Below are 24,497 nucleotides of genomic sequence, written 5' to 3'. Positions count from 1 at the left end.
AAGAAAAAATTAAGGGGGAAACAAACTTGTTTAAAACGAAATCTAAGATCGCATTTGTAGGTACCACATTATTTGCTTTACTGGCTTTGGTGGGCTGCGGCCAAACCGCAGAACCAACCAAGGAGACAACACCTGCACAAACTGTTGAAAAGAAAACTATTTCCGCTGCTGGTTCAACAGCCCTCCAGCCACTGGTCAAATTAGCAGCCGATGAGTTTATGTCAAAGAATGCTGGCGTACAAGTAAACATAAGCGGCGGCGGATCATTTACAGGTCTGAATAACGTTGCCAGCGGTTCTGTAGATATCGGAAACTCTGATGTAGAAGTTACGGATGAACTAAAAGATAAAGGTTTAGTCGATCATCAAGTTGCAGTTGCACCCTTTCTCATTATTGTTAATAAAGATGTCACAGTCGATAACTTGACCAAAGAACAATTGACCGATATCTTCACCGGAAAAATTACCAATTGGAAAGACGTTGGTGGCAGTGACTCCAAAATATCAATTATCGGTCGTGCTAAATCGTCCGGTTCTCGTGCAACGATCAGTAAAATTGTGATGGATGGAAAAGATTTTACAGATGCGGCAGCGGCTCAGGATTCTACCGGAAACTTAATTACTGGTGTAGCACAAACCTCCGGCGCAATCGGTTATTGTGATGCCGCTTACTTGAAAGACACTGTTAAGGCCTTGAAGTATAATGGTGTAGAATACAGCGTAGAAACAGTTGCCAACGGAACGTATCCTATTTATGCCTTTGAACACATGTATACTAAAGGAGAGCCAACAGGAACTGTAAAGGCGTTCTTAGATTATATTATGAGCAAAGAATTCCAAGAGAAGAATGTTGAAAAAACTGGATTTATCCCTGTCAGTATGCTTAAGAAATAAGACCGGTTTTATACGCAAGTTTAAGTTTAACAGAACTATAGATAAGCCACAGAGAATAGGAGCAAGGTTTTTCCTTGCTCCTATTCTCTGTGGTCAAGAAGAATTAGAATTAAACGATCCCACAAAGTTAACCTAAACTTTACATTCCCTTAATTGCTAGTTTACACAGATAAGTTAGAATAAATCATGCTCAATAATTCAACGGTGCCAGGTTGACTATTCAGCAGTTGATAATATGGATTAAGATTGGCGGAGGTGTAAAAGGTTGACTAACCCTAAGTCCTGGGTATATTTCAATGATCGTCTGTCACGCTATTTATTTATTAGCAGCGCAGTTTTAGTTTCATTGATTATTTTGTGTATTATTTGGTTTGTAGGCATGCAGGGTTTATCCACGTTTCGAGAAGTAAGCATCTTTGAGTTTTTTACCAGCAGCAAGTGGAGCCCTGATAATGGACAGTTCGGAGCTCTTACATTTATAGCGGGCTCCCTAGGAACGACATTTATCGCGATCCTGCTTGGCGGACCCCTTGGACTAGCGGGAGCTGTATTTTTAGCTGAGATTGCTCCGCCATGGGTACGCGCTATTATGCGTCCGGCCACGGATTTATTTGCCGGAATTCCCTCAGTAGTATACGGATACGTAGGTATTACGGTCATCGTGAGCTTTACAGGCAAACTGACGAACTCGCCGACCGGTTATGGTATGTTGGCTGCAGGCATCGTATTAGCAATTATGATTTTGCCTACGGTTATTAGTCTTTCGGAAGATGCTTTACGCTCTTTACCAAAAACTTATAAAGAAGCTTCACTAGCTTTAGGGGCGACACGCTGGCAAACTATTCGCAAAGTTCTTGTACCGGCGGCATCCCCAGGCATATTAACCGCTATCATTTTGGCAATGGCCAGGGCTATCGGAGAGACAATGGCGGTACAGATGGTTATTGGCAATTCTCCGCGCTTCCCTGATTCTTTAGGGAGTCCAACATCCACATTGACCAGTGATATTGTTATGGAAATGGGCAACACTCCTTTTGGATCAACTTGGAATAATGCTTTATTTATGATGGCCTTTATTCTTCTGATTATTGCCCTGATTATGATTATTCTTGTTCGAACAGCCTCACGAAAGGGGGCAGCCCGTTGAAAGCTCATCAAGCGGATCGGTTTGCCAGTGCTTTGCTTTGGTTAGGAGCTCTAGCTATTGTCGCTTTACTAGTTGCTTTCTTAGCTCTAATTTTGGGAAAAGGTCTACCTCATCTTACAGTTGAGTTCTTCAATGGTCCGGATGGCGTAAGAGGTCAACTTTTCAACTCCTTTTATATTTTATTTCTCTCGCTGATTTTTTCTCTGCCGGTCGGTTTGGGTGCTGGAATCTATATGGCTGAATATGCCCCTAAAAATAAACTTACAGACCTGATTCGCTTGAGCACAGAGAGTTTAGCGAGCGTTCCATCCATAGTATTTGGTCTCTTCGGCATGATTCTCTTTGTGAACATGTTAGGTCTTGGCTTCACTATTTTAGGTGGAGCGGCTACTCTAGCCTTACTCAATTTACCAATCTTAGTTCGTGTTACAGAAGAATCTTTGTTAGCAGTACCCAGAAGTTATCGAGAAGCTAGTTTAGCCTTAGGAGCTACCATGTGGCAAACCTTGCGAAAAGTTATTCTGCCGACAGCCCTTCCTGGTCTTATTACCGGAATAACCCTTGTCGCCGGCAGGGCGTTGGGAGAGACAGCTATTTTAATTTTTACTGCGGGAATGAATGTTTCACGAATACCCTTTGATGTTAATCCTTTAGCGGCCGGAGAAACATTAGCGGTCCATTTATTCGCCGTTAAGTCAAATCCGTTGCCAGGGACAAATCCGGATCAAATTGCCGATGGAACGGCTGCGCTGTTAATCATCATGGTGATCGTCTTTAACATTTGTTTGACCCTGCCCAGTCGTTGGCTGCAATATCGGCATCAAGGGAAAAATAAGGCGTAATACTCAATAGGGATGTAAGGAGAATTCAATATGGATAAGATCGCGGTTGATAATCTCGACCTTTTTTATGGTGATCAACAAGCCTTAAATAAAATATGTCTATCGATGAAGGAAAAAAGTGTGACTGCCCTGATTGGTCCTTCAGGTTGCGGTAAATCGACCTTTTTACGAACTCTCAATCGAATGCAAGATTTAATCCCAGGTGTCAGAATTACAGGGCAAGTGAATATTGACGGACAGAATATCTATGCATCGGATACGGATGTAGTATTACTTCGCAAAAAGGTAGGCATGGTATTTCAAAATCCGAATCCTTTTCCAAAGTCGGTCTTTGAAAATATTGCTTATGGTCCTCGTATTCATGGAGAAACCGATAAGAAAAAACTGAGTGAAATAGTTGAAGCCAGTTTAAAGGATGCAGCTTTATGGAACGAAGTCAAGGATCGTTTGCATGAATCCGCATTAGGGCTTTCAGGTGGTCAGCAGCAGCGGCTCTGTATAGCACGCCTCTTAGCAGTGGGTCCGGAAATCTTATTGATGGATGAACCTACATCCGCACTCGACCCAATTTCCACCATGAAGATTGAAGAATTAATTGCAGAGTTGAAAGATAAATATACGATCATGATTGTTACTCATAATATGCACCAGGCATCCCGTGTCTCGGATCGAACCGCATTTTTCTTAAGTGGCGATTTAATCGAAGAGGATGTAACAAGTATCCTCTTTACCCGGCCGGCTAAGAAAAAGACCGAAGATTATATATCCGGACGCTTTGGTTAATGACCTCTGTCTATTGTTATTGTTGATTTTGAGGAAGTTGCTTACCGCTATATTTTTGTGGAAATCACGCTTATAATAATTTTAGATATCGAGAGGAGGACTGCTGTAATGCCAACCCGGCAGAAATTTGATAATGAATTAGAGGAACTTCGTTTAAATATTTTAAACCTGGGGGAAATGGTCAGCCAACAAATTTCGAATGCTGTAAGTTCATTGCTGAACCAAGATCTTGAATTAGCCAACTCTATTGTAGTGAAGGATTTGGAGATTAATGATTTGCAAGCAATTATTGAAGAAAAATGCATTCTTCTTATAGCTACTCAGCAGCCCTTTGCCCGTGATTTACGCAAGCTGGTGGCTGGCTTTAAAATCTCTATTTACCTGGAGAGAATGGGCGATTTGTCGGTTGATCTGGCAAAGATAACGATCAGAATAGGTCAGGAAAAATTCATAAAGCCGTTAACTGATATTCCGCTCATGTGTGCTTTGGTTCTGGAAATGATTGATATTGGACTTAAAGCATATATTAATGAAGATTGCGGTACTGCAGCAGAAATGTCATTGATTGATGATAAGATTGACAAAATCTATTCGGGAGTCTTCGGGGAACTTAAGGATCTGATGATGGAAGACCCTAATAAAGTAACACAAGCTAATTATCTTCTCTTTGCGAGTCGCTTTTTAGAGCGGTTAGGGGACTATTGCACTAATATTGCTGAAGAAATTGTCTATATTTGTAATGGGAAAAGAATGGATTTAAACGAATAGAGTAGAAGGCATCTTCATATTTAAGTAAAGTATTTCCCTCTTTGGGCGGCCAGCTTGAGTCAATACTATAATTCATTTGGGTCTCCTAGCGTAAGTTACTTGCCTGTGTGCCAATATCCAGAAAACTAATTAATTCATGGCATTGAACACAAAACCCTTAGTAGTTGCGGTCACTGGAAAGTATTAGATACACAAAATAAAACAAATCGCTATGGCAGATTCCTCTTCTGCCATAGCGATTTGTTTTTGTAAATAATTTACTGTGTGATTTAAGCCACACTTTAGTTTCAGTATATTTGCTACACTACCTCAGAAGGATAAAATAAGCTCATTATGATCGGAGATTTTTGGGGGAATGGAAATGAAGCAAACAGGATTTCAGATTGAACATTGTCGGCCGGATTGTCAAAAATCTGCCCGTAAATGGAATGATCTTCATGAAGCATTAACAACCAATTTATCCGAGTTAAATATTCTTGAAACATTTGAAAACAGGTTTCGCCCACTGCTGCATCACCATTTTCCGAAAGTTGGTTTAGCCGGCTGTCCAAATGGTTGCTCCCGACCTGATATTAAAGACTTTAGCATTACCGGATATGTAACTCCGCTAATCACTGAGGCAATGTGTCTAAAATGTAACTCTTGTGTTCGCTCTTGCTTAGAAGAAGCAATATCAATGCAGCCGAGCGGAATAAGCATAGATAAAGCTCGATGTCTTTCTTGCGGCAGCTGTCAAACTGTTTGCCCTTCAGGGACCTTAACAAATGGAGAAAGCGGTTGGATTTTACGCCTTGGTGGCCGAGTAGGCAGACACCCCCGGTTCGCAACGTTCGATAAAAAAGTTTCGACGGATGAAGAAGTGGTAGAATGGGTTTGCAATATAATTCTCGACTATATGAAGAAAAGCAAGCCGGAAGAGAGATTAACACACTTCCTTGAAAGCAGAGCTTCTTCAGTTTAGTGAACGGGAGCGGGCAGCTCGTTCATGGATCCACACCCGCAGAGTTTGCATATCTAAGACGGTAATATTTCTTTTATTAATTTCAATAATTTTTACTTCTTTTAATTCAGTTAATATGCGGCTCACAGACTCCCGGGCAAGACTGCACATGCCTGCAAGTTCCGTTGCGGAAAGGGGAATAGTAATCAAAATCCCGTTTTTAGACTTCAAACCATGTACATGGGCTAAAGCAAAGAGTTTAGCGCCCAAACGTAAACGTGCATCCCCAAGTGATAGGTTTCTGATTTGCCGGTAGGATCGACGCAGATCCAAAGCAAGTTCACGATAAAAGATCCATAGTAAGGATGGATTGCTTTCAATAAAGCGCATAAACGTGTGCCGATCGATTGATAATACTTCAGTATCCTCAATACAAAGCGCAGAATGAGGATAGGGTTTTCCGTCCAGTATGATTTCAGGGAAAAAAACAGGTGGTTTAAGTACGCGAATAATCTTTTCCGTAAACTCACCCATTAAGTAGAGCCGAACTCTTCCTGAAATAAGAAAGTAAACCGTATTTCCCTCATCCCCGGAGAAATACAGATATTGTTTGGGAGCATAATAACGAATTCTTCCATGAGTCAGACAGAAATTAATGAAATCAGGGGGCATGTTACCTGAGAATAGTTTAGTCGTTAAGATGTCACGAAGTTGCTGCTCGTTCAGCATTCTATCCCTCCAGCCTCTCGGGAAGTTTCTCTGTAATTTATGGTCATGCTTTCCTTATTATATTATAGCACGTCAGGGAATCCGCAGAATGATTAATTACACTATTTAACAGAAAAAAGCAGCATAGCTAGTACTTCCAGAGGAAAAACTAGGTTTAGGTTTAGGTTTAGCTTGACTTACGGAAAGGGAGGATCAATAATGGGTGCTCACAAGAAAGTATCGCGACCAAAATCACCGGTAACCGTAAGAGATCCGCATTACCAGGAGTTTGATACGCATAAAGAGCGTAATATTCAGAAACGATTAAGCCATAAAAGCCCATAAGTATCGCTAAAGAGGGAGTGTGCATAGGCGCACTCCTTTTTATCGGTCAACTATTCCTTTATAATATTTGGTAATGTATCAATCATAAATAAGTTTAGTCGTAAAAAGAGGATTTGTAGGATTTTAGTCGAATAGTCTGATAACACAGAAAAATTCCAACAATGCCAAACCGTCATTAGTAGGATAAATGTACTATATGATTTATTAATTATGGCCATATTGACTTATTGAGCGCTGAATGCTAGTCTTTACTTGTGGGAGAGAGAGATTATAACAGCTTGTGCATTTTATTACGTTCAAAGTTGAGTTAAGGTCGTATTGATAATTACATATTTTATAATCACATATTTCGACAATATGTGAAATTTATCTTATTTATGCGGTTGTCCAAGGATTTTGCTGGGAACTCTGCTTAGCCTGGGACTAGTCAGAGTCTACAATACTTGTGTTGGAAATAAATTCCTTCTCACGCATTTATAGGGGGTGTTATGAACAAGATAAGTGTTTTAGGTGTCTCTTGGAGGAGGACTTTGTAGTCAAAGACGTAGTTATCTTAAATGGAGGCTCGTCACCTCGTCTATCAAAGGTACCGGTGAGACTTAATTATCGTCATTCTTGAGTATTAATTTTGTTGCAGTAAGGGGGAAACAGTGTGAATATTGTCGTTTTCATCAAACAAACATTTGATACTGAGGCTAAGATCGTACTAGATGGTAACGGTAAAATCGATGCCAATGGGGTTAATTTAATTATCAACCCTTACGATGAATTTGCCATTGAAGAAGGAATCAGGCTTAAAGAAAAGTTTGGCGGTGAAGTAACCGTTGTAAGTATGGGAGGCCCACGTGCCCAAGAAGCCGTCCGCACTGCATTAGCAATGGGGATTGACAAAGGTGTATTGGTCAATGATCCTGAAGTAGAAAATACAGATGAGTGTGGCAGAGCAGCAATTCTGGCTAAAGCAGTTGCCCAAATCCCTTATGACATAATTCTGGCTGGTCGTATTGCTATTGATGACGGTGCAAGTCAAATTGCCGTCCGTTTAGCAGAAGCATTAAATATTCCTTCAGTCAGCAGTGTTCTGAAGCTTGATATTGCTGGAACACAAGCAACAGTAGTCCGCGAAATCGATGGTGGAACTGAGACAATAGAAGTAAGCCTACCGGCTGTAATTACTGCACAAAAAGGGCTGAATGAACCTCGCTATCCATCCGTTGCCGGCATTATGAAAGCTAAGAAGAAACCATTAAAAACCTTAACCATTGCTGATCTTGGATTAAGCGCTGGAGATCTGGCCACAAAAATGACAATAAATGAATATAGCTTACCTACTCCTCGCAAGGGGGGACGTGTAATTCCTGGTGAACCTGCACAAGCCGCCAGTGAATTAGCAAAACTCTTGCGTGAAGAAGCTAAGGTTCTGTAAAGGAGGATTTAAACATGGCTAAAGGGATTTGGGTAATTGTCGAACAACGCAACTTACAAATTCGTAAGGTTTCATTAGAACTTCTCAGCCAAGGCCGCAAAATTGCGGATGAAACAGGTGAACCCTTAGTAGCTGTAATACTCGGTCAGGGCATTGAGGCACTTGCTAAAACCGTTGCCGAAAGCGGAGCAGACAAAGTAATACTAATTGATGATGCTAAGCTGGCAGAATACACGACAGGCGCCTATACATCTGTGCTTAATAAACTCATCCGTAAAGAAGAGCCACAAGCTGTTTTACTTGGCAACACAGCTGTAGGTAAGGACCTTGCTCCACGTTTAGCTCAACGTCTTGGAGTTGGCTTAGCTTCGGACTGCACTGGCATGGAAATTGATTCGAATAACTTCTTAAACTTTAAGCGTCCGATTTATGCAGGTAAAGCTTTCGCTCACCTTACATCAAACGTTCGCCCAATTATGGCAACGATTCGTCCCAATACGTTTCCAGTAGCTCCTCCGGACGCTGCCCGTCAGGCCGAAGTCGTCAAAGAAGCTGCAGAGATCGATTCCGCTGATTTAGCTGCTATCCTTAAGGAAGTTGCAGTGGCAGCTTCCAAGCGTCCGGAGCTTACTGAAGCAAATATCATTGTCTCCGGCGGACGCGGAATGAAAGGTCCCGAAAATTATGTCATCCTTGAAGCATTGGCTGATGTAATCGGTGCCGCTGTTGGAGCATCTCGTGCTGCTGTAGACTCTGGCTGGAAAGAGCACAAGTTCCAAGTCGGACAAACAGGAAAAACGGTTGCGCCTACACTCTACATCGCCTGCGGAATTTCTGGAGCAATCCAGCACTTAGCCGGCATGGGGTCCTCAAAATTCATTGTTGCAGTTAATAAAGACCCTGAAGCAAATATCTTTAATGTTGCCGATTATGGTATTGTTGGTGACCTATTTGAAGTCGTTCCCTTATTGACTGAAGAGTTTAAGAAACTAGTCAATGAATAAGGAATAGCATTTAGCGAAGCGCCTCTCCAAGGCGCTTCCTTAAATAAAAGGGTAAGGAGAGAAAAGAATGGCAACACGTCAAGTGTATTGGAACATTGAAGGTCATATATGGCTATATCTGTTCTTTATCATTTCACTAGCTATCTTTGGGTATGGAGTATACAAACGACTCCAGCTTTGGAAATTAGGGCAGCCAGAAAATCGCTGGAAAGACGTTTGGCCAGGGATTAAAGACGTTATTGTTTATACCTTTGCCCATAAACGAATTTTTAAAGATAGTTATCCAGGGTTAATGCATGCAAGTATATTCTTTGGATTTTTATTTTTAGCTTTTGCTACGGCCATCATTACTCTCCAAGCTGATTTTTCCCTCAATTTATTCCATGGCTGGCTGTATCTTTTTATCAAAGTTACCGCTAACTTATTTGGACTTGCTGCTCTAATTGGTATTGTCGTTGCCGCTTATCGGCGGTATATCCAACGTCCGGACCGTTTAGACAATAAACCTGATGATGCTATCACTCTCGCTCTATTATTTGCCATCCTATTAACCGGCTTTATTATTCAAGGGGCACGCATCGCTGTTTTGCCGGATCCATGGGCGGGGTATGCTTTTGTCGGACAATGGATGTCTGTTCCACTGAAAGCATTGCTTAATGAAGCGCAACTTTTGTCCTTACATGTTTTCTTGTGGTGGTTGCACCTTGTCCTCGCCATGGCGTTCATTGCTTACTTCCCATATTCAAAACTTTTCCATATCCTATTAGGTCCTCTTAACCAGTTCTTCCGTAATCGCGGACCTATCGGAATTCCGGAACCTATTGATTTTGAAGATGAGAGTCTTGAAACCTTTGGAAAAAGTCAATTACGAGAGTTTTCCTGGAAGACGTTATTTAATACCGATGTTTGCCTGCGCTGCGGACGTTGCCAGGATAATTGCCCCGCTTACTTAAGCGGCAAGCATTTAAATCCGAAGCGTATTATTCAAGATATGCGTGTATTAATGGAAGAAACGGGTGCTGCTCTCCAAACTCAAAACAAGTTTATGAACCAGACTGCCGGCCAGGAAGCTGCTGTTGCAAGTGAGACTGAAGAAGCGGAAGAGTGGACAGGACGGGCCCTGATTGGAGAAGTTATCCCTGAAGACGATCTCTGGGCTTGTACGACCTGTCGTTCTTGTGAACAACAATGTCCGGTCTTTGTAGAACATGTTGACAAAACCATTGATATGCGACGTAACCTTGTCCTCATGGAGACACGCTTCCCAGGTGAAGCACAATTAGCCTTCCGTAATATGGAGAATAACGGTAATCCTTGGGGAATCGGCTGGAGTACACGTGCAGATTATCTCACAGGTCTCGGGGTTAAGACGTTTGAAGAGGATCCCAATGCTGAGTATCTGTATTGGCCCGGCTGCTCCGGAGCATTTGACGCACGCAATCAAAGAGTTTCAGCAGCCCTTGTTAAGTTACTTCAAGCTGCAGGCGTTCACTTTGCTATACTGGGGAATGAAGAAAAATGCTGCGGCGATTCCGCTCGTAAATTAGGAAACGAGTATTTATTCTATTCCTTAGCATCTGAAAACATTGAAGTTATGAATGGGTATGGAGTTAAGAAAATTATTACACAATGCCCTCACTGTTATAATTTCTTAAAGAATGAATACCCACAACTCGGTGGAAACTTTGAAGTTATTCACCATACCGTATTCCTTTTAGACCTGGTCAAGTCCGGAAAACTTAAACTGACTAAAGCTGACAGGAAAACGGTTACCTATCACGATTCTTGCTACCTCGGCCGTTACAATGAAATCTACGAACAACCTCGCGAATTGCTTAAAGCGGTCGGGTTGGATATTAAAGAGATGTCACACACCGGTGAGAAGAGTTTCTGCTGTGGTGCCGGCGGGGGCCGAATGTGGCTGGAAGAGCATGAAGGACAACGTATTAATGAAATGCGTACAGATGAGGCCATCGCTATAAAACCAGATTTTGTCGGTACGGCTTGCCCGTTCTGTCTGACTATGATTGCTGATGGAATTGCAGCTCGTGAAGTCGGTGAACAAATGAAGGCTTTAGATATAGCCGAGATCTTAGAAAAATCCTTGTAATATGAGTTTGCAGGATGGCGAAAGTCCAGCTGATAGAATCAGTTGGGCTTTCATTTTTTTCAAGGAGGTAGGAGCAGTCGCACAATGAATATTTTTGAAAACCGGAACTAATACTAGTTTATCTGAATAAAAATGGTGTGTCGGACTCAAAAGTAGAAAGGGGAATTTCTATATGGCAAATGCACATATTAAAAAGATGTTTCCGGGCGCCGTCACAGCAGAAGGTTTTTACTCATTTTATCATTACATGATACAGCAAGATGCTAACCATATATTTGTACTTAAAGGAGGACCTGGAGTAGGCAAATCGTCATTTATGAAGAAAATTGCCCAAGCCATGCTGGATCGAGGTTACGATTTGGAATATCATTGTTGTTCTTCTGATAACGGTTCTATTGATGGAATCGTTATTCCTGAACTCAAAATTGGATTATTAGATGGCACAGCTCCTCATGTGGTGGATCCGAAAAACCCGGGTGCAGTGGATGAAATCATTAACCTCGGTGAATATTGGAACGAAGATATCCTTAAAAAATCAAGAAAAGAAATAACAACCTATAGTTCGAAGGCTTCCAGTTATTATCCCCGCGCTTACTTTGCCTTAAAAGAAGCGAAGAATGCCTTGGATGAATGGAGATATTATACATCTCAATATCAGGATTGGAATCAAATTAACCAAATGACCTTAAAAGTTCAAAGAGAAATCTTTAGAATGACACCTAAAGAGCATGGCAAAGAACGTCATTTATTTGCATGGGGGCATACACCGCAAGGTAAGACACAATTTATCGATACATTACTTAATAAAACTGAAACACTCTACATACTGAAAGGGCAGCCGGGGGCCGGTAAGTCGACATTCCTTTCCAGAATTGCCGAGCGTGCTGCAATGTATGGTTTGGATATTGAATACTATCATAATACACTTGACCCTGAGCATTTGGATCTTATTATCCTTCCTGATCTTCGAATTGCTTTGGTAATTGACTGTGAGCCCTATGTATACAAACCAAATTTCAACGGTGAAATTATCAATTTAGATTTTGAAAAAAGCCTTAATCAGAGCCAGCTTATGGAAAACTGCGGTGATGAAATTAAAGATTGTCAGGTTCGGGTTAACCAACATATAGCGAGAGCTCTCAAGCATTCTGCAAGTGCGAAAGCGACTCATGATTTACTGGAAGGGTATTATGTGCCGGCTATGGACTTCTCAGGAGTTGAAAACAAGCTCAAGTCCGTGCTCGAAACGATTATATCGTACGCGTCAGAAGAAGCAGTAGCGGTTGTAAATTCACAGCAGACATCAAAACTATAACATTTTCTTAATTGACTACTTTGTTAAAACTTGCAGTGCCAAGCTTTTGCAAGTTTTTTTCTTTTTTGGGAAGTATAATGGTAATCAACTGTATATAAGGGATCAACTTGCATTGTAATTTATAGTAATATTCATAAATATTAAATTATTATGCAGATACTAATAACGCAGGAATTAATTTCCTGGTCGGAGAATATAGTATAAGTTATGTTCTGTCCGTAAACAGATCTAATTAGTTAGTATTAAGAGGAGGTAACAAGTATGAAAGTAGCAATAAATGGTTTCGGCCGGATAGGTAGACTTACGCTCAGAGCATCCCTTACCCAAACTCTGCCCTTCGAAGTGGTTGCTATTAATGATTTAGGCAGCCCTGATTTGTTGGCCCATTTATTCAAGCATGATTCAGTTCATGGAGTTCTTCCTAATTCAGTCGAAATAGATGGAAGAACCATGATTATTGATGGTAAGCAGATTGAAATCTTCGCAGAAAAAAGCCCCTTAGATTTGCCATGGAGTAAGCTGGGAGTTGATATCGTCATAGAGTCAACAGGACGCTTTACAAAAAGAGACGCTGCTGCACAACATCTTACGGCAGGGGCTAAAAAAGTGGTTATCTCCGCTCCGGGAAAAGATGAAGATATTACGATAGTCATGGGTGTTAACGATAATTTATATGATCCGCAAAAACACCATATCATTTCCAATGCTTCTTGTACTTCGAATTGTCTTGCTCCGCTGGCGAAGGTTTTGTTGGATGCCTTTGGCATTGAACATGCTATGATGACAACAACCCATTCAGTAACCAATGACCAACGGATTTTAGATTTAGAACATAAAGATTGGCGCAGATCAAGAGCCGCTTATCAATCGATGATTCCTACAACCACAGGTGCCGCTAAAGCCGTTAGTCTTGTCATACCTGAATTAAAAGGTAAAATGAATGGCCTCGCAGTTAGGGTGCCGACTCCAAACGTTTCCTTGGTTGATTTTGTGGCACTTTTAAGCAAGCCCACGACTAAGGAAGACGTAAACGCTACCCTGCGGCAGGCAGCCGATGGTCGAATGAAAGGATATCTCGCTTATACAGAATTACCTCTGGTTTCTCATGATTTCAACGGTAACCCGGCCAGTGCAATTGTTGACGGATTATCGACAATGATGATGGGAGATCGAATGGTAAAAGTATTAGCCTGGTATGATAATGAATGGGGTTATTCAAACCGGATTTTGGATTTAGTAAAATTAATGGTAACAAAAGGATTCTAAGTCAGATGGAGGGCGCATTATGAGAAGGACGAAAATTGTTTGTACAATCGGTCCGGCAAGTGAGTCTAAAGAAAAGGTTCAAGCTCTTCTAGCCGCAGGTATGGATGTTGCCCGACTTAATTTCTCTCATGGAACTCATGCAGAACATGCTCAAAGAATCGCGATTCTTAGAGAAGAAGCCGCCAGGATCGGGAAGCCTTTAGGCATACTTCTGGACACTAAAGGTCCTGAAGTACGGACTGGGATAGTTCCTGAAGCAGGGGTTGTTCTGGAAAACGGCTCTGAATTTGTGTTGGATACCGATCTCAAGACCATCGGAAATCAACGAAGAGTTGGAATCACTTATACCAATCTATGGACCAAGGTAAAAGCAGGCAGTCACATTCTCATTGATGATGGTCAGCTTGATCTAGAAGTTACTTCCGTCGCCAAAGAAATGATTCATACCATTGTTCGTAATGGCGGAATTCTGAAATCACAAAAAGGAGTCAATACCCCCAATGCGCTCATAGACCTGCCCGCCGTTACTGAGAGAGATATCGATGATATACGCTTTGGGATTTCACAGGGTATTGACTTTATTGCGGCTTCGTTTACCCGTAAAGCCTTAAATATTCTGGACGTACGCAGAGTCGTTGAAGAAATGGGTGCGGATGTCCATATTATTGCCAAAATTGAAAGTCAAGAAGGATTAAATAATTTAGACGATATTCTTGAAGTCGCGGATGGACTCATGGTTGCACGCGGGGACCTGGGGGTTGAAATTCCTGTCGAAGAAGTCCCGATCAGACAAAAGGAAATGATTCGCAAGTGTAATTTGCTGGGCAAACCGGTTATTGTTGCGACTCAAATGTTAGACTCTATGATTCGCCAGCCAAGACCAACAAGAGCTGAGGCCAGTGATGTCGCCAATGCAATTCTGGATGGAACGGATGCAATTATGCTTTCCGGAGAAACTGCGGCAGGCCTTTACCCCATCGAAGCGGTAAAAATGATGGATAAGTTAGCCAAACGTACTGAGAAGACATGTGCCAACAATCAATCTTCCCGGAATTCTCAGCTTAACGTTGCGGAAGCCATTAGTTTTGCAAGTTATACAATAGCAAAAGATCTCCAGGCTGCTGCGATACTAACCCCAACTCATTCAGGCCTAACGGCGCGGATGATTTCAAAGTACCGGCCCCTGGCCATGATTGTGGCTGCAACCCCTTTTGAGGCTACGGCCAGAAAGCTATCATTGCAATGGGGTGTAAAACCCATCATCGTTCCTGAAAGCACAGGAACAGATGAAATGTTGTCAATTACTGTGAATACATCATTAAAACAAAACTTAATTCATGCCGGTGATGTGGTAGTCATTACAGCTGGCGTACCTATTGGCAAGGTAGGCTCAACAAATATGATTAAAGTTCAAATAATGGGCAATATTTTAGCCAAAGGTACCGGAATTGGACGCAGGTCGTATTCCGGCTTTGCCAGAACGATTAAATATCCGGAAACGGATCTCTTCAATGAGGGAGATATTCTGATTGCAGAGTCAACCGATGCGCGCTTTATACCATTGATTTCCCGGGCAGGAGCTTTGGTTGTTGAAGAAGCAGGTTTAACGTCCCATGCTGCTATCACAGGATTACAGTATGGAATTCCGACAATTGTTGGTGCTGTTGAGGCGTTTTCCAAGGTTGAAAACGGTAAGACACTGACAGTCGACGCTTTAACCGGCATGATGTATGAGGGCTCCGTAAGTATTCTCTGATTTTAAATTCCATAAAAAAATTTTACATTAATAAACGCGAATAGTCTTAAGTTTGACTATTCGCGTTTATCTGGTTATGCTTAGCTGAATCAATTATTTGGGAAGAGTTAGTGAGTCATCTTTATGTCGTTTGAATCCTTGGAGTTCATGGGAAAAGCTCCCGGTGTTGGTCATCTGATCATCCATCATATCTTTGTCAATTGTACTATGTGACCTGTCATTAAATACTCTAATTAGTCCCGCATGCTGAAGTTCACTGGCAATTTCAAAAAGCGATTCCCGTTTATGGCGGGGTAAACTGTTGACAAAGCGGTTTATCTTGACAGGGGGAACAAGATTTCGAAATTTTACTCCTCCGTACTTTATAATGCGTTCCGGCAAAGATGATCCTCCTCCTTAATCTAAACTTAGATTTTTGATCCGTTCTTATTATTTGCCCAATGATTAAAACAAATACGTTTTTCAAGATCTGGAGAATCATTAACTATTTAAAGGGATTTAAAGTATTAGGCTGCTACAAGAGTGCAAGACAGTTCTTGCACTCCATAGCTATTGGATAGGGGAATCCTTTGCTGCCTGAGCTTTGCTCAAAGTATCTTTAACTTGTTCACGAATATAAGTCAAATATTCCTGGCGCAATGCCTCTTGCTCAGCGCGCTCCCATTCTTCTAAGCCAATAGAACGCTGCTTTCCGGACAACTCATTAATACGTTCAATAAATACTTGCATGGGTGAAATGCTCAAGGAAAGATACCTCCTATATACCCTGTCTAAAATTGAATTTTGCACATTATACCATATTGGATAAAATGTATACAAATTGTGTGTAATCAATAATTTGCTGAAAGAGGGTCATAGATAATGGGATTGTCATCTAATACACGTTTACGGGTTCGCTATGCGGAAACAGATCAAATGGGAATTGTCTATCATTCCAATTATTTGATTTGGTTCGAAGTTGGAAGATCGGAATTATTCAGGGAGTTAAACCTTCCTTATACGGAGTTTGAGAAACAAGGTTTAGGATTGGCTGTAGTAGAAGCTAATTGCCGCTATCGTAAATCTACTCATTACGATGAGGAGCTTGTTATAGTCACCGAAGTCGAAAAAATGACTTCGCGAAGTATTGCCTTTACTTATCACGTTTATCACGATGAAACCCTTGTGGCGGAAGGGAAGACGTTCCACGTCTTTGTTAACCGGGAAGGTCGTCCTGCTGATGTCCGCAAATTCGAAATTTGGCAGCGGTTACAGCCTATTTTTGCTAAACAAAAAAAATCCGGGGTGCTTTTATCATAAATAAAATTTATTGATGCAGTGATTGTATTATCCTATTTCCCATGGTATTATGTATACATAATACAAGGAGAGAAGGGATTCTATGTTTCTTGTAACTTGGATCGAAGGAGAAGAAGTCAATTATCGGGTCGTAAAGAAGCAAGAACTTCCAAAGGTTATGGCTATCCTTGGTCAGCATGCAATCATTCAACAGATTTAGCTCGTTCTATTCCCAACCTGGTTAGAATATATAATAGTGTAGATTAGCCTATCGCAACGATAGGCTTTATTTTTTTGTACAGAATGGCAGGATATTCTCTGCTCATCCACGAATAGAAATTAAGTTATACTTAAGTTGGAGGTGTACTATGTCCTTCAAAGTAATTGTTGACAGCGCATCAGATATTCCCCGTGCCCTTGCGTCCTCAGCAGGAATTATTATTGTTCCAATGCCGGTAACCATCGATGATAAGACTTACTTGGAAGGGATTGACCTGCAAACCAAAGATTTTTATGCTCAATTTGCTGCCTTTAAAGAGCTGCCCAAAACGTCTCAGCCTAATCCGAATTCCCTGTTGGAGCACTATGAAAAATCCTTATCTGAAGGGCATGAGGTAGTAGCTATTCATCTTTCATCGGGTATAAGTGCAACCGCTTCGACCGCACAAATGATTCGGGAAATGACTTCAGCTCCGGAAAGGGTTCACATTATTGATAGCTTAGGTGCTTCATTCGGACATGGGCTGCTGGCGCTATTCGCCCAAGATACCTTAAAAACGGCCTCGTCATGGGCAGAGGCTGAAGAGACAATCTTAGAATACCGAAAGAAAATGCGTTACATTTTTACCCTGGACACCCTTGAATATCTTGTTAAAGGGGGAAGAGTCAGCCGATCAGCCGGATTTATTGGCGGCCTGCTTGATGTTAAACCTGTTTTGCATTTTACTCCTGAGGGAACCATCGAGCCTTTTACCAGAGTTCGCACCCGTCGGGCGGCAATTCGTAAATTAGTTGATGTTATGGAACAAGAGATCGTTCACCCGGAGCAACAAGTGATAGGAATATCTCATGCCGCTTGTTATGAAGATGCCCAGCTCTTAGCTCATGAAATTCGGCAGCGTGTCCAGACAAAGGATATTTTGATCAGTGAAGTCGGCTGTGTTGTTGGCAGTCATACGGGACCAGGAACCCTGGCACTTTTTTATCAAAGGTAGTTTTTCATTTTAGGAGGCATTTTCGTCAATGAAATTGATCATCACAGTCTTTATTATGCTTTATAGCCTGGTTAGTGTTACGCCCCCTGTTTATGCAGAAGAACCTCCGCCGGTCATACGCGGAGAAGGGGCCTACTTGATAGACGTAATGTCCGGACAAGCTCTTTTTATGAAAAATCCAAATACGCAATTAGCTCCCGCAAGCACCACAAAAATTATGACAGCACTATTGGCCATCGAAAAAGGAAATTTTAGTGATATTGTAACGGTCAGCTCAACAATGCTCAACAATAAGTTGGTTTATGGTACTGCGATATACCTGGAGCCCGGGGAAAAAATAGGGTTTGAAGATCTGATTTATGCTACCTTGTTAAACTCTGCTAATGATGCAGCAGTTACCCTTGCCGAGCATATTGGCGGCGGTGATATACCAAGCTTTGTCGAAATGATGAATCAAAAGGCTCTTGATATTGGGGCAACCCAAACTCATTTTGTGAATCCAAGCGGATTAACAGAGGAAGGGCATGTCACCACCGCTCACGATCTCGCGCTTATAGCACGAGCCGCTTATCGAAATCCTATGTTCGCAGAGTATGTTCGCACCAAAACCCATCCTATCTCCAGATCCAAAGAGAATGTTCCCATTCTAATGGTTAATCAAAACGAATTATTATGGAAAGACCCTTCAATCAATGGAATCAAATTAGGGTACACACAAGCCGCTCAAAATTGTTTTGTTGCCTCAGCCTCCAAAGATGGACGTCAGCTGATTGGCGTGATTCTCAAGTCACCGGGAAAAGAGATTTGGACTGATATGCAGGCTATGTTTAACTATGGCTTTTCCCAGTATAAAAGCACGGTTTTTAAGTCCAGGGGGTCAGTTATTTCATCAATTATCGTTAATAATGAACCAGTAGATCTTATTCTTGACGATCCGATTTATATGACCCAGAAACTAAACGAACCTCAAGCCTCGCTGAATCTGCGTGTAACTCAAGACACTAATCCATTAACCTCTGTAGAAAAGGGGCAGGTGGTTGGCCATGTTGAAATCCTGGAGGGAGAAACACTCTTAAACACATTGCCCCTCAAAACCTCAAGGGGCGTCGAGGAGAAATCCGGAATTGATTCGGTAGGCTCATCTCATCTGGCTTGGATTATCGGTTCAATTCTTACTATTTCGTTTATAGCACTTATGGTTAATAGTTATCAAAGAAGACGCAGGACTCGTTATTGGCGGCGGCAAGTAAGGCGCTCAACAAGAAGAAGGAATTTATCCGGTAATTTTGATTCACATGAATCAAGGCTGAAGTAATCTTCTTAGGAAGAAAGTTTGGTCTTCCTCATCAGAGGATGAAAACGTGAGTGCGCTTGGGTAGGGCAGCTTCATCCACATCCACTCACCGCAGCATTCCGAGGCTGGCCCACTTGCCGGTGCGGGACTTCGCCAAACCTCCGGGTAGTACCTGATGTGAACCCGTGGCTACGTTTCCCCGCACCGTCTTGTGGGCTTTTATCGCCTCTCCATGCAATGGGTTCGCTTCTGTGGACGAAGCTGCCCTGCTTGCGGGTCTGGGGACTTTTCTGCGTGTCTTTAGGGCCTTTTTCAGTGTAGCCGCCCATACCGCCTACTGCACCATCAGATGATGAAAATAGGTCCTTTGGGTCGGGCAGCTTCTCCCACATCCGTGCAAGATTAGTTAATTCGTGCGAAGACAGTGTCTTCGTACCTCAGCACTCCGAGGCTTGCCCACTCACCGGCGTGGGAGCTACCTTCAGCGGATAAGTATTCTTTGTAGACAGCCGCTTCGGCGAAACTGTCCACCGGACACTTTCGTGCCAAACCTCCGGGTAGTACCTTTGATGTGAACCCGTGGCTACGTTTCCCCGCGCCGGCTTGTGGGATTTTAACGTCTCTCCATGCAATGAGTTCACTTCTGTGGGAGAAGCTGCCTTCCTTTGAGGTCTACAGATTCTTTGAATGTTTTTGAGGTCTTTTTCAGGGTGACCAAAAGTAGCCTGCTTATTACGCTGAAAAGCAGTGAGTAGATTGGTGAACTGATCAGAATTTGTTCTTGCATTAATAAACCAGTATAATGGGATATATGAATTATGGGTACATTGGGAGTTGAACATTCTTGAAGAAGGACAAAAAGGTTGTGACATTGGCCTACGGCTGTCAGATGTCTGAACGTGATGCCGAAACATTGACCCAAATTACAAGGCAAGAGGGCTACACGAGTTCAGATGATCTTATGGATGCCGATTTAGTCATCATTAATACCTGTTGTGTAAGAGAAAGTGCCGAAAATAAAATCCTCGGGAAAATCGGTGAACTAAAACGACTTAAAGAAAGAAATCCAAACTTAAAAATTGCGATTAGTGGGTGTATGGTCCAACAGCCTGGTGCCTTGGAACGTTTGAAAAAACGAGCCCCTCATATTGATATTTGGGCCGGGACTCACAATTTGCATGATTTTTCCGCACTTCTGCATCAGGCTGAACAGGGAGAAAAGGTTGCGGAAGTCTGGGAAGAACCGAAGATGACCATAGAATCGACGCCGCAAGCCGAAAAAGGCAAGCTGCAAGCTAATGTAAATATCATGTACGGCTGCAATAATTTCTGTTCGTATTGCATTGTTCCTCACGTACGCGGGAGAGAAAGAAGCCGTAAACCTGAAGAAATCATTCAGGAAATCAGAGACCTTGTCTCCAGCGGCTGCCGGGAAGTAACGTTGCTTGGTCAGAATGTTAATTCTTATGGTCAGGAATTTTCTCCTGGGTATGACTTCGCAGATTTACTTCAAGAGGTCGATCAAATACCGGACCTTTTACGGATACGCTTTATTACGTCTCATCCCAAGGATTTATCCGATAAGCTGATTGAAACGGTTGCTCATGGGAAAAAGCTTTGCGAACATTTTCATCTTCCTATCCAATCAGGCAGTAATTTCATTTTAGAGCGCATGAATCGAAAATACACAAGGGAATACTATTTAGGTCGGGTTGAAAAGATTCATGCCTTTCTGCCCCAGGCGAGTTTGACAACGGATATTATTGTTGGTTTTCCAGGCGAGAGTGAAAGGGATTTTGAACTGACGTTAGAAACAATGGACTTAATCCATTATAGCCAAGCCTTCACATTTATGTATTCGAAACGATCAGGTACGCTGGCAGCCGAAATGGAAGATCAAATACCTCTTGACGTTAAGAAGCGGCGTTTACAGAGATTAATGAGTGTGCAAAACCAAAAAAGCTTGGAATGGCGGCAGCAGATGATCGGCAATATCTTTGAAATCTTGGCCGAGGGACCTAGTAAGACGAACCCTGAGCGCTTAGTCGGACGAACCCGCGGCAATGAACTTGTCGTTTTTGAGGGACAGCCGGAACAAATCGGCTCTTTAGTTAATGTCCGGATCACAGAAGCCGGCTCATGGACATTGTTTGGAGTTATTGAAAGCTAATTTTAGAATTTGTTTGAGCCTGTACTTTATAGCAGGAATCATGCTATTCTATGTAGAATGTAATAAATGGAGGTGTGAAGATGACAAACGAAATTATTGAAAATGCCCAACTATTGGCTGATGCTATTGCACGAAGCTCTGAACTTGCCGAATTACACAGCAAGGAAGATGCAATGGCTGCTGATCCTTCAGCACAAGAATTGATTGCAGAATTACAGAAAGCTCAAGAACGGTTTATGCTGGCCCAACAAAATGGTGAAGAGCCTTCTGAAGCTGATAAACAAGCGGTCGATGAGATTGAAGCTAAAGTAGAGGCGAATGCCGCCATTGCAGCTTATATGAAAGCGCAAGACGAATTCACAGTAATGCTGGATAGAGTTAACGCTATCCTCGCCGGTGCTATCGCAGGCGACTCAAACGGTTGTTCCTGTGCGGATGACAGCTGCAGTCCAGGCGGCTGTGGAAGCGGAGGTTGTGGTTGCGGGAACTAATCCCTGACAACCTACCGAACCTTAGGAAAGGGAAGGGCTGAATCAAAGCTCTTCCCTTTTAGGGTTATATTAGTTTACTTATTTACAAAGATACCCCATAATCCAGAACACAAACTAAAAGGGGAGAAAACCATATGACTACCCCGATGATGCAGCAATATCGAAGTATTAAAGAAAAGGCCCCCGATGCCATTCTCTTCTTTCGGCTGGGTGATTTTTATGAAATGTTTGGCGAAGATGCCGAAGTCGCTGCACCTATTCTGCAAATCGCTTTGACAGGACGGGACGCGGGAGAAGGAAGACGAATTCCTATGTGTGGAGTTCCTTATCATGCCGTCGATAATTATTTGTCTAAGCTTGTTAATTCGGGTCATAAAGTGGCAATTTGCGAACAAGTGGAAGACGCCAAAGAATCTAAAGGAATTGTCAAACGTGATATTATTCGGATTGTCTCTCCCGGTACACTGACCGAATCCGCCTCAGAACGTTCAAATCGTTATTTAGCGAGTGTCTATTATGCTGAACACTGGGGGTTGGCTTTTCTGGATTTATCCACTGGAGAGTTTACCATTTTTCAAACGACGGATCAGGATGTTCTTCTCACCGAAGTAGCCCGGATCAACCCTGCTGAAGTATTGCTGCCGCCCGACTTAACTAAAAAACCTAAACTTTGGGCGGGATATTATTGTACCGTGCGGGATAGACAGACATTTAAGGACCAAACCATGCGTGATCATTTTGAAGGGCAAAGGGAGTTATTCCAAGAGTTTCCCATAGCCGCCCAAGCCGCTGCGGGTTTATGGAATTACATACTAGAGACCTTGCCCGGGGTTGATCCTACTCATATCGTGGAAATAAAAACCTATCGTTCCGAACGCTGGATGTTCCTGGACCAATGGACCCGGCGTAACCTGGAACTGACCGAATCCCTCCGGGGAGCCGGAAAGAAAGGAACCTTGCTTTCGGTCCTTGACTTAACTCAAACCGCCTTTGGAGGAAGACTTTTAAAACATTGGATTGACAAGCCCTTGCTTAGGCAAGATGAAATAGAGGGACGGCTCAACTCGGTTGAAGAATTAGTATCCGACTCATTTCTGCGTAAAGATTTACAAAAACTTCTTTCAGAAGTCTATGATCTGGAACGCCTGATGGGGAAGGTGTCTTATGGAACCGCCAATGCCAAAGATTTATTATCCTTAACCCAAACCTTAGCCTTGCTGCCTGAAATACGCACACTTTTCGATTCAAGTTCCGCAGAATCCCTAAAAGTCAGGCTTCCTGATCTGGATGGCTTTGAGCCATTTGTCACTAAATTGCAAAGTGCGCTGAATTCTAATCCCCCCCTGTCTTTAAAAGAGGGCAATATTATCAAAACAGGGTATTCCCAAGAGGTTGACGAGTTGCGTTTGATCTCAGCCGGCGGCAAAGAGTGGCTGGCTCAGCTGGAAAACTCCGAACGGGAACGTACCGGAATTCGTTCCCTAAAGATAGGGTATAACAAAGTGTTTGGTTACTATATCGAAATAACCCATGCCAATGCCCATCTTATTCCGTCGGATTACCAACGCAAACAAACTCTTTCCAATGCGGAACGGTTCATTACCCCCGAGCTTAAGGAATATGAATTAAAAATCATCGGCGCTGAGGAAAAACTAAAAGACCTGGAATATGAACTGATATTAGCTTTGCGGGAAGAGGTTCGCAGGAATACGAAGCGAATTATCCGTGCAGCTCAGGTATTAGCCGAAATTGACGTATTTGTCAGTTTAGCGGAAGCAGCAGTTCGTAACCATTATGTACGCCCTCAGCTCAAAAAAGACGGTCAAATTATCATCATTGAGGGGCGGCACCCGGTTGTTGAAGAAATGCTGGAACAGGGTGCCTTTGTTCCCAATGACACTCACATGTCCGGAAGCCAGCATTTAGCTCTTATCACAGGTCCGAACATGGCTGGAAAATCAACGTATATGCGCCAAGTCGCTCTGATTGTTCTTATGGCTCATATGGGATCCTTTGTTCCGGCCAACAAGGCCAGTATTGCTCTGGTTGACCGGATTTTTACCAGGGTAGGGGCATCCGACGATTTAGCGGCGGGTCAAAGCACATTTATGGTTGAAATGCAGGAAGTCGCCCATATTTTAAACTATGCCAGCAAAAACAGCTTGATTATACTCGATGAAATTGGACGGGGGACTGCTACCTACGATGGACTTAGTATCGCCTGGGCTGTTGCTGAACATCTTGTTCAAGATCCTCAGTTCAACCCTAAAACCCTTTTTGCCACTCACTATCATGAACTGACCCAGCTGCAAGATGAATTTCCGGGACTCTTCAACCTTCATGTAGGCGTCAAGGAACGAGGGGAAGATATCGTTTTTTTACACAAGATATTACCCGGCCGCGCAGACCGCAGCTATGGAATACAGGTTGCCCGGCTGGCCGGTCTGCCTCATGATTTGATTCAGCGTGCTAAAACCTTATTATTAAAATTAGAGTCTTCTGAGCCTGCGCATACTCTGGCAAAACCAAGCGAAGTTATTACTCAGTTCACCCTATTTGATGTTCCGCAAACCCATCCATTATTACAAGAAATCGAAACTCTTCCCTTGGACGATATGACAGCACGCCAAGCCCTTCAATATCTCTTTGATTTACGTGAGCGCATACTTTCGAAAGAAACCATGTAGGTACGCGAGGTACGAGGCTCGATGTTCGATGTTCGATGTTCGAAGGTCGAAGATTTGAGT

General features: G+C 42.6%; 23 protein-coding genes. 18 read left to right on the top strand and 5 right to left on the bottom strand.

Annotated features, from left to right (window positions below):
- Positions 1 to 26: 26 nt before the first annotated feature.
- From DESYODRAFT_RS14055 to DESYODRAFT_RS14030, 6 genes are all read left to right on the top strand, one after another.
- Positions 27 to 893 (top strand): phosphate ABC transporter substrate-binding protein, encoded by an 867-nt coding sequence (locus DESYODRAFT_RS14055; protein ID WP_007784130.1) that lies wholly within the window; start codon positions 27 to 29, stop codon positions 891 to 893.
- 265 nt (positions 894 to 1,158) lie between these two features.
- Positions 1,159 to 2,040 carry a phosphate ABC transporter permease subunit PstC gene (gene pstC / locus DESYODRAFT_RS14050; protein WP_007784128.1) on the top strand — a complete coding sequence of 294 codons (882 nt, stop codon included), beginning with the start codon at positions 1,159 to 1,161 and terminating at the stop codon, positions 2,038 to 2,040.
- Entirely contained in the window at positions 2,037 to 2,882 is an 846-nt protein-coding gene (pstA, locus tag DESYODRAFT_RS14045; protein WP_007784127.1) for a phosphate ABC transporter permease PstA, read from the top strand. The genes pstC and pstA overlap by 4 nt, the downstream gene beginning before the upstream one ends.
- 30 nt (positions 2,883 to 2,912) lie before the next feature.
- Entirely contained in the window at positions 2,913 to 3,665 is a 753-nt protein-coding gene (gene pstB, locus DESYODRAFT_RS14040; RefSeq protein WP_007784126.1) for a phosphate ABC transporter ATP-binding protein PstB, read from the top strand.
- Positions 3,666 to 3,773: 108 nt separating this feature from the next.
- Positions 3,774 to 4,433: a phosphate signaling complex protein PhoU gene (gene phoU / locus DESYODRAFT_RS14035; protein WP_007784125.1), complete on the top strand. Its 660-nt coding sequence runs from the start codon at positions 3,774 to 3,776 to the stop codon at positions 4,431 to 4,433.
- Between the two features lie 361 nt (positions 4,434 to 4,794).
- Positions 4,795 to 5,394: a 4Fe-4S dicluster domain-containing protein gene (locus DESYODRAFT_RS14030; RefSeq protein ID WP_007784122.1), complete on the top strand. Its 600-nt coding sequence runs from the start codon at positions 4,795 to 4,797 to the stop codon at positions 5,392 to 5,394.
- Here the strand turns inward: DESYODRAFT_RS14030 and DESYODRAFT_RS14025 are convergent.
- Entirely contained in the window at positions 5,386 to 6,102 is a 717-nt protein-coding gene (locus DESYODRAFT_RS14025; RefSeq protein ID WP_007784121.1) for a Crp/Fnr family transcriptional regulator, read from the bottom strand. The two genes, DESYODRAFT_RS14030 and DESYODRAFT_RS14025, sit on opposite strands and share 9 nt — an antisense overlap.
- Before the next feature lie 976 nt (positions 6,103 to 7,078).
- Between DESYODRAFT_RS14025 and DESYODRAFT_RS14020 the strand changes: the two genes are divergently transcribed.
- The 6 genes from DESYODRAFT_RS14020 (at position 7,079) to pyk (ending at position 15,303) form a co-directional block, all read left to right on the top strand.
- A complete protein-coding gene (locus tag DESYODRAFT_RS14020; protein ID WP_007784117.1) occupies positions 7,079 to 7,852 on the top strand; it encodes an electron transfer flavoprotein subunit beta/FixA family protein in 774 nt (257 codons plus the stop codon).
- A 14-nt stretch (positions 7,853 to 7,866) separates the two neighbouring features.
- The gene (locus tag DESYODRAFT_RS14015) at positions 7,867 to 8,856 is read left to right on the top strand and encodes an electron transfer flavoprotein subunit alpha/FixB family protein (protein WP_007784116.1); all 990 of its coding nucleotides are present in this window, start codon (positions 7,867 to 7,869) and stop codon (positions 8,854 to 8,856) included.
- Positions 8,857 to 8,923: 67 nt separating this feature from the next.
- The gene (locus tag DESYODRAFT_RS14010; protein WP_007784111.1) at positions 8,924 to 10,966 is read left to right on the top strand and encodes a heterodisulfide reductase-related iron-sulfur binding cluster; all 2,043 of its coding nucleotides are present in this window, start codon (positions 8,924 to 8,926) and stop codon (positions 10,964 to 10,966) included.
- Between the two features lie 172 nt (positions 10,967 to 11,138).
- Positions 11,139 to 12,281 (top strand): PRK06851 family protein, encoded by a 1,143-nt coding sequence (locus tag DESYODRAFT_RS14005; protein WP_007784109.1) that lies wholly within the window; start codon positions 11,139 to 11,141, stop codon positions 12,279 to 12,281.
- A 261-nt stretch (positions 12,282 to 12,542) separates the two neighbouring features.
- On the top strand, positions 12,543 to 13,547 hold the full coding sequence (gene gap / locus DESYODRAFT_RS14000) for a type I glyceraldehyde-3-phosphate dehydrogenase (protein ID WP_007784108.1): 1,005 nt from the start codon (positions 12,543 to 12,545) through the stop codon (positions 13,545 to 13,547).
- A 19-nt stretch (positions 13,548 to 13,566) separates the two neighbouring features.
- Complete coding sequence (pyk, locus tag DESYODRAFT_RS13995; RefSeq protein WP_007784107.1) at positions 13,567 to 15,303, top strand: pyruvate kinase; 1,737 nt, start codon at positions 13,567 to 13,569, stop codon at positions 15,301 to 15,303.
- 93 nt (positions 15,304 to 15,396) lie between these two features.
- Here pyk and DESYODRAFT_RS13990 read toward each other — a convergent pair whose 3' ends face one another.
- Together DESYODRAFT_RS13990 and DESYODRAFT_RS13985 are read right to left on the bottom strand one after the other, a co-directional pair.
- A complete protein-coding gene (locus DESYODRAFT_RS13990) occupies positions 15,397 to 15,684 on the bottom strand; it encodes a hypothetical protein (protein WP_007784105.1) in 288 nt (95 codons plus the stop codon).
- Positions 15,685 to 15,852: 168 nt separating this feature from the next.
- Positions 15,853 to 16,047 carry a DUF896 domain-containing protein gene (locus tag DESYODRAFT_RS13985; protein WP_007784104.1) on the bottom strand — a complete coding sequence of 65 codons (195 nt, stop codon included), beginning with the start codon at positions 16,045 to 16,047 and terminating at the stop codon, positions 15,853 to 15,855.
- A gap of 117 nt (positions 16,048 to 16,164) precedes the next feature.
- Here DESYODRAFT_RS13985 and DESYODRAFT_RS13980 point away from each other — a divergent pair, with 117 nt between their 5' ends.
- From DESYODRAFT_RS13980 to DESYODRAFT_RS13970, 3 genes are all read left to right on the top strand, one after another.
- Positions 16,165 to 16,602, top strand: coding sequence for an acyl-CoA thioesterase (locus tag DESYODRAFT_RS13980; protein ID WP_007784103.1), 438 nt, complete (start codon positions 16,165 to 16,167; stop codon positions 16,600 to 16,602).
- A gap of 347 nt (positions 16,603 to 16,949) precedes the next feature.
- Positions 16,950 to 17,795 (top strand): DegV family protein, encoded by an 846-nt coding sequence (locus DESYODRAFT_RS13975; RefSeq protein ID WP_007784101.1) that lies wholly within the window; start codon positions 16,950 to 16,952, stop codon positions 17,793 to 17,795.
- 28 nt (positions 17,796 to 17,823) lie between these two features.
- Positions 17,824 to 19,110 carry a D-alanyl-D-alanine carboxypeptidase family protein gene (locus DESYODRAFT_RS13970; RefSeq protein WP_007784100.1) on the top strand — a complete coding sequence of 429 codons (1,287 nt, stop codon included), beginning with the start codon at positions 17,824 to 17,826 and terminating at the stop codon, positions 19,108 to 19,110.
- An 85-nt stretch (positions 19,111 to 19,195) separates the two neighbouring features.
- On the opposite strand, the gene DESYODRAFT_RS29565 is transcribed toward DESYODRAFT_RS13970, so the two are convergent.
- Both DESYODRAFT_RS29565 and DESYODRAFT_RS28725 read right to left on the bottom strand, forming a co-directional pair.
- Positions 19,196 to 19,327, bottom strand: a complete 132-nt coding sequence (locus DESYODRAFT_RS29565; RefSeq protein ID WP_282433027.1) for a hypothetical protein — start codon at positions 19,325 to 19,327, stop codon at positions 19,196 to 19,198.
- 199 nt (positions 19,328 to 19,526) lie between these two features.
- Positions 19,527 to 19,721: a hypothetical protein gene (locus DESYODRAFT_RS28725; RefSeq protein WP_169315900.1), complete on the bottom strand. Its 195-nt coding sequence runs from the start codon at positions 19,719 to 19,721 to the stop codon at positions 19,527 to 19,529.
- Between the two features lie 212 nt (positions 19,722 to 19,933).
- Between DESYODRAFT_RS28725 and miaB the strand changes: the two genes are divergently transcribed.
- From miaB to mutS, 3 genes are all read left to right on the top strand, one after another.
- A complete protein-coding gene (gene miaB, locus DESYODRAFT_RS13960) occupies positions 19,934 to 21,259 on the top strand; it encodes a tRNA (N6-isopentenyl adenosine(37)-C2)-methylthiotransferase MiaB (RefSeq protein ID WP_007784098.1) in 1,326 nt (441 codons plus the stop codon).
- An 80-nt stretch (positions 21,260 to 21,339) separates the two neighbouring features.
- The gene (locus tag DESYODRAFT_RS13955; protein WP_007784097.1) at positions 21,340 to 21,750 is read left to right on the top strand and encodes a YlbF/YmcA family competence regulator; all 411 of its coding nucleotides are present in this window, start codon (positions 21,340 to 21,342) and stop codon (positions 21,748 to 21,750) included.
- Between the two features lie 134 nt (positions 21,751 to 21,884).
- Positions 21,885 to 24,437: a DNA mismatch repair protein MutS gene (gene mutS, locus DESYODRAFT_RS13950; RefSeq protein ID WP_007784095.1), complete on the top strand. Its 2,553-nt coding sequence runs from the start codon at positions 21,885 to 21,887 to the stop codon at positions 24,435 to 24,437.
- Positions 24,438 to 24,497 lie beyond the last annotated feature (60 nt).

Origin of the sequence: Desulfosporosinus youngiae DSM 17734, assembly GCF_000244895.1 — a bacterium.
Taxonomy (GTDB): Bacteria; Bacillota; Desulfitobacteriia; order Desulfitobacteriales; family Desulfitobacteriaceae; genus Desulfosporosinus; species Desulfosporosinus youngiae.
The sequence above is the reverse complement of the archived record's forward strand: the minus strand, read 5'-3'. Positions and strand labels throughout refer to the sequence as shown.